The 4,867-nt window shown below is 68.8% G+C and carries 4 protein-coding genes, 1 tRNA gene and 1 pseudogene; 2 read left to right on the forward strand and 4 right to left on the reverse strand.

What is annotated here, in order from left to right:
* Nucleotides 1-1,167 (reverse strand): glutamate--cysteine ligase (locus VFO68_RS05360; protein WP_325157032.1); only part of this gene is annotated, 1,167 nt, incomplete at its 3' end.
* Between the two features lie 115 nt (nt 1,168-1,282).
* On the opposite strand from VFO68_RS05360, the gene orn reads away from it, so the two are divergent.
* Nucleotides 1,283-1,894: an oligoribonuclease gene (gene orn, locus VFO68_RS05365; RefSeq protein WP_325157033.1), complete on the forward strand. Its 612-nt coding sequence runs from the start codon at nt 1,283-1,285 to the stop codon at nt 1,892-1,894.
* Between the two features lie 48 nt (nt 1,895-1,942).
* Nucleotides 1,943-2,018 (forward strand) — tRNA-His (locus tag VFO68_RS05370).
* 117 nt (nt 2,019-2,135) lie between these two features.
* On the opposite strand, the gene VFO68_RS05375 is transcribed toward VFO68_RS05370, so the two are convergent.
* The 3 genes and pseudogenes from VFO68_RS05375 to VFO68_RS05385 form a co-directional block, all read right to left on the reverse strand.
* Complete coding sequence (locus VFO68_RS05375; protein WP_325157034.1) at nt 2,136-3,638, reverse strand: hypothetical protein; 1,503 nt, start codon at nt 3,636-3,638, stop codon at nt 2,136-2,138.
* A 36-nt stretch (nt 3,639-3,674) separates the two neighbouring features.
* On the reverse strand, nt 3,675-3,971 hold the full coding sequence (locus tag VFO68_RS05380; protein WP_325157035.1) for a helix-turn-helix domain-containing protein: 297 nt from the start codon (nt 3,969-3,971) through the stop codon (nt 3,675-3,677).
* A 316-nt stretch (nt 3,972-4,287) separates the two neighbouring features.
* Nucleotides 4,288-4,867 (reverse strand): annotated as a pseudogene (locus VFO68_RS05385) (hypothetical protein); the annotation flags it as partial.

Raw genomic sequence — 4,867 nt, forward strand, 5'->3', positions numbered from 1 at the left:
GTCGATGCCGGTCCGGGCGGCCGCATGGAAGTTGTCCCGCGCCGCCACGAAGCTCATCTGCGTCCACACGGGACGGTCCTGGTCCGCCAGCGCGCGCACCAGGCCGTAGTAGAGCGCCCCGTTGGCCAGCACGTCGACCACCGTCGGTCCGGCCGGCAGCACCCGGTTCTCCACCCGCAGGTGAGGGCGGCCGCGCACCACGTCGTAGATCGGCCGGTTCCACCGGTAGATCGTGCCGTTGTGCAGGCGCAGCTCGCCCAGTTCCGGGGTGTCGCCCCGGCCGAGCACCTCCGCCGGGTCCTCCTCCTCGCACAGCGGCAGCAGCGCCGAGTAGTACCGGACGTTCTCCTCGAACAGGTCGAAGATCGAGGTGATCCACCGGTCGCCGAACCAGACCCTCGGGCGCACGCCCTGCGCCTTCAGCTCGTCCGGGCGGGTGTCGGTGGCCTGCTCGAACAGCGCGATCCGGGTCTCCGCCCAGAGCTGCTTGCCGAACAGGTACGGCGAGTTGGCGCCGAGGGCCACCTGGATCGCGGCCACGGCCTGGCTCGCGTTCCAGTACCGGTCGAACATCTCCGGCGCCGCCTGCAGGTGGAACTGCACGCTGGTGCAGGCGCTTTCCGGGGCGATCGTGTCGGCCGTGGTGACCAGCCGCTCGGCGCCGGAAATGTTGATCTCCAGGTCCTCGCCCCGGGCCGCGAAGATCTGCTCGTTGAGCACCTTGTACCGCGGGTTGGCCGACAGCGTCGCCCAGCTCATGTGCTTGTGCCGCAACGTGGGCAGGATGCCGATCATCAGGATGTGCGCGTCGACGCCGTTCGCGTGCTCCTCGCCCGCGTTGAGGCTGGCCCGGACGTCCTCCTCGAACGCGGCCAGGCCCCCGGACTCGAACCGGCGCGGCGTGACGTTGATCTCGATGTTGAACTGGCCCAGCTCGGTCTGGAAGGCCGGGTCGGAGATCGCCTCGAGCACGGCGGCGTTGCGCATCGTCGGATCGCCCGCGTCGTCGACCAGGTTCAGCTCAATCTCCAGGCCGGCCCGCGGCCCCACCTCGAACCGCGACTCGGCCAGCATCTGCGCGAACACATCGAGGCAGAGCCGCACCTTCTGCCGGAACCGCTGCCGGTCGGCCCGGGTGAACTCAACCTGCTCGACGTCCTTACCCATGACTACAAGCCTGATGGCTCCGTGCCGTTCACGCTAGTGGGTGACCGACCAGTGTCACCGTTACCAGCCGTTCCACGGGTCAACTCCAGGCCGTTCGCCCGGCTAAGCTCTTCGCGTGCCCGACAATCTGGTGTGGATCGACTGCGAGATGACCGGTCTCGACCTCGGCAAGGACGCGCTCATCGAGATCGCCGCCCTGGTCACCGACTCGGACCTCAACGTCCTCGGCGACGGCGTCGACCTGGTCATCCACGCCGACGACGCGCAACTCGACGCCATGCCCGACGTGGTCCGCGAGATGCACGCCCGCTCCGGCCTGACCGACGAGGTGCGCCGGTCCACCGTCACCCTCGCCGAGGCCGAGCAGCAGGTGCTCGACTACGTGCGCACGCACGTCCCCGAGCCGCGCACCGCCCCGCTGTGCGGCAACTCCATCGCCACCGACCGCGGCTTCATCGCCCGGGACATGCCCGCGCTGGACAGCCACCTGCACTACCGGATGGTGGACGTCTCGTCGATCAAGGAACTGTGCCGGCGGTGGTATCCGCGCATCTACTACGCCCAGCCCGACAAGGGCCTGGCCCACCGCGCCCTGGCCGACATCCGCGAGTCGATCCGCGAGCTGGTCTACTACCGGCGCACCGCGTTCGTCGCCCAACCCGGCCCGTCCTCCGACGAGGCCAAGGCCGTCGCCGACGCGGTACTGCGACCCGGGGAACCCGTTTAGGCCTCGCGGTCACCGCACGCTACGATGTCGCAGCGCGCAAGCGCGATGGTGGGTGTAGCTCAGCTGGTAGAGCACCTGGTTGTGGTCCAGGAAGTCGCGGGTTCGAGTCCCGTCACTCACCCCACGCCGCCTTCGGCATCGCCGCAGGACCACGGCCCGACCAGGCTCCCAGCCGGAGCACTCGATCATGTGACCGACCTCCCGGTGTCCGATTTTGGGAGCCGCTTGGGAGCCGAGCCCGTCAGGTCAGCTCTCCCCCGAACGGCCTGAGCAGTTCATCCAGCACGCACACCGGCGACCGAGCTGCCAGCCGCGCCCGCTCGGCGAGGGCCTGGTTCCAGAGCCGTGGCAGCGCCGCCAGCAGTGTGTCCCGCATCTCCTGGGTCGGGTGCGCGTAGGTGCCCCGCATGCCCGGCACCTCGTGTCCCATCCGCTCCGACTGCAGCACGTAGTGCACCCCCGCGTTGTCCATCATCGGCTGATGCCCGTGCCGCAGGCCGTGCGGAGTGAGCCCGGTCACCAACGGTGACCAACACGCCAGCGGTACGTCCGCCGCCGGAGCCTGACCGCCGCCCGTGCACCGCCCGCCGGCCGCGTCGTGAGCGATCAGCGTGCCGTCGCCGCGCAGCATCTGGGTCCGCTGACAGACCGAACACCGGCCCCGGCCGTCGTCGAGGTCCACCAGGCGGGCATGCCCACGACCGGTCGGCGGTGCGAACGGCTTGTCCGGCTCGGCGGCTGGCCACGCCGGCACCGGACGACCCGGGAAGCCCCCGCTGACGTCCACCAGCACCGGCGCCGCCGCCTTCGCATTGGTCCCCGGATACCAACCGTCGGCGGCGGGACGGAAATACCGGGCGCTGAAGTTCGACCGTCGGAAGTGGGCACCATCCGGTGTCAGGAACAGGTACTCAGCACCCGAACACCACTTCCCCTCACCCCGACAGTGACACCGCTGCGGCCGCACCCGACCCAGCAGGTCATCCAGGAACGGCGGGCTGTCAGCCGGCCGAATCGAGCCATCCTTGGGGCGGCCGCGGTAGAACCGGCCGTTCAGCTCGTACAGCTTCCAGGACACCTGCAGCAGTCCCGAGCGCACCGAACTTGGCTGTAGGCCAAGCAGTTCACTCCACCTCATGCCCGTGTACGCCGCCGTGATCACCAGGATGAATTCTAGATCGCGCCCGGACAACAGCGCGCACCGCTCGGCCAACAGCAGGGCCTGCAGCGGCGAGGCCCACACCTTCGCGCTGCGTTCCGCATCCTCAATGCGGCGCAGCCCTTTCCTCCCCTTGCCGCGCCGGCGTGCGGCCGGATTCACTGACAGATAGCGCGGAATCGCATCATTGAGCAAGTTGGCCAGCGTGGACCGCGCTTCCCGGGCGGTTCGTTGGGACACCGGCAGTTGCCGCTCCCACTTCACGATCTCCTCCGGCGCCACCTCAAGCGCGCGCAACTCCCAGTCGCCGAAGCGCGGCAGGATGTGCACCTCGATGAAGTACCGGTAGTTGTCCAGGGTGCTCAACTCAAGATCCAGGCTCGGGAACCAGATGTTGACCCACTCCGTCAACGTCATGCTGGCTCGGGGGTCCACATAGGTCCGATTCCGAATGGCCGCCTCTTGATCCCGCCCGTAGGCGAGTGCGTCGTTCTTCGTCACGAATCCCGATTTCGACGCCAACCGCCCGTCAGGCGCCTCCCAGCGCGCCCGCCACAACGTCCCGCGCTTTTCCGCATACGCCACAGCAGCAACCGTTCCTTCCGATCTTCGTGGGATTCCCTACGCCGCTCGGCGAGGACGCGGCCGCAACGGGATGAATCCGTCCGGCACCTGACGGCTGGCCTCCCGACGCCGTTGCCGTCGCCGCTCGGGCCGGACTGCCGCGGCACCGCCGCTCGGCTCGCTGAGCCGGACGATCTCCGCCAGGTGTTCCGGCGTGAACCGGTAGGTGCCGCCCAGCATTGTGAACGGGATCTGGCGAGCGGCCGCGCGCCGCTCCAACCAACTCACCTTCACGCGAAGGATCTCGGCGGCCTCGTACTTGGTGTAGAGCACGAGATCGTGGCTGGACTTCATCGGTTGTGCTCCGTTCTGCCTCGCCAGCGTCAGCGCCGTGCGCCGCATGGGAAGGGCGGCTTGGGTGGCGCTGGTGGCAAGACCGTCGGGGGGTGCTGAGAGTTACGGGCGGTAGGTGGTGGGTTGTTGTTCTACGGCGGGGAGCGGGGAGTTAATCCGCAAACCCGCAAACCCGCAGGATGGGCTGTGAGCTGGGGAAACGGTGGCGGGTTTGGTGGTGGGGTGCGGTTGGCAAACCCGCAAACCCGCAGGGAGATGCCCCCGCTGGGGGGCAAACCCGCAAACCCGCCAGAAACCCGCAGGTTGAATGTGCTGGTCAGGGTGGGTTTTGCGGGTTTGCGGGTTTGCGGGTTTGGTTGTCGGGTTGGCCGTGTTCGACCCAGTAGGTGCGGACGTTCTTGTGGGTGTCGGTTGCGCTGCGCAGCACGATGTCGCCGCGCCAGCGGCCGATCTGGCCGGTGAGGCGTCTGCCGAGCGATTTGGCGGACAGCAGCCGGCCGGTTTCGGTGGTGGGGAAGGTGCCGGCCCACGGGTCGGGGCCGGCGTCGGGTTCGGCGGTGCGGCGGAGTTGTTCGGCGGTGAGTGCTCGGTCGGCGTGTAGGTGGTGCCAGTGCAGGAAGAAGGCGCGCCATTCGTTGGCGTCGTCGTCGAGGTCGACGGCTTGGGTGTGGTTGGTCAGGAAGCCGGGCACGCCGTGATGGGCCAGGAACCCGCCGAGGTACTGGGCCCAGCGGGTGAACTGCCGCATCTGCGGCACGTCGGTGGCGGTGGGGGCGCCGTGCCGGCACCAGTCCACGACCAGCACCAGCAGGTGGTGCAGCACCGTGGCCTGGTGGTCTGGGTCCAGGATCCAGGTGTCGAGGTTGGGGATGGAGAACCCGCCGCGGGCTTCGGGC

Source organism: Actinophytocola sp., from assembly GCF_035712165.1.
GTDB lineage: Bacteria > Actinomycetota > Actinomycetes > Mycobacteriales > Pseudonocardiaceae > DASYTH01.

Excerpts from the sequence above, each read along its gene's own strand:
- VFO68_RS05380 (WP_325157035.1), bottom strand. The coding sequence starts at position 3,971 with ATGAAGTCCAGCCACGATCTCGTGCTCTACACCAAGTACGAGGCCGCC.